Source organism: Ensifer sp. GW821-FHT05G01 (assembly GCF_059419585.1).
The window spans coordinates 1-804 of sequence record NZ_JBWKSC010000028.1; the positions used below are offsets into that span (position 1 = coordinate 1).

2 tRNA genes are annotated in these 804 nt (G+C 53.4%); both read right to left on the bottom strand.

The features are described 5' to 3' along the window. Positions 1-402: 402 nt before the first annotated feature. A tRNA-Ala gene (locus AC07UR_RS33855) sits at positions 403-478 on the bottom strand. Between the two features lie 50 nt (positions 479-528). After that, a tRNA-Ile gene (locus AC07UR_RS33860) sits at positions 529-605 on the bottom strand. Positions 606-804 lie beyond the last annotated feature (199 nt).

Genomic DNA, 804 nt, shown 5'->3' on the forward strand with positions numbered 1-804 from the left:
TCTTAAGACCAGCTTCTCGAGATCTGTCCGGTGATGCGCGGTCAGGCAACACCAATCCAGCATGAACACCAGAAGGGCACTCCGAAGAGCACCCAAACAATGATCATGCCTCAGGACAAGGCTTCCTTCCTACCTCCAGTCCCTCCTCCATATCAGGTCGGCTAGACCATCCATGGTTTCATAAGGACTGGGCTCGGACGTCTCCAACAACCTTTCGGTCATCTTCAACACCTGGAAGCTTCCAGACATATCTTCTCTTCACAATGTAATCAGAACAGGCATCAACCTCTATCGAAGCGATGCAAACTTTTATTTCTCCAAGGATACTTCTTCCGCCGCTTTTGGCACTCAAACGAAGCGTCAGCTTCGCAAGGCCAAAGGCCCTCTCAGTTCAACCAAAATTGGTGGAGCTGAGCGGGATCGAACCGCTGACCCCCTGCTTGCAAAGCAGGTGCTCTCCCAGCTGAGCTACAGCCCCAACCGTTTCGATCATCCGCTCCAAGCAAGCCATCCCGGTCTAAACCAAAATGGTGGGCCCGGGCAGACTCGAACTGCCGACCTCACGCTTATCAGGCGTGCGCTCTAACCACCTGAGCTACGGGCCCATCTTGGGTAAAGCACGCTACCGACATTCGCTTGACGCAAACGACAAACGGGCGTGGTTCGTATCCTTGTGAGAAAGAGAAACGTGGACGGCGGCTCTCGCCATACCATCCGGATACCGAAGTATCTCCGTGGCGTATTGCGTTTCGATGGTCACCTGACTGGTGCCATCTATGTTCTAAAAAGCACGGGAAAGGTCAT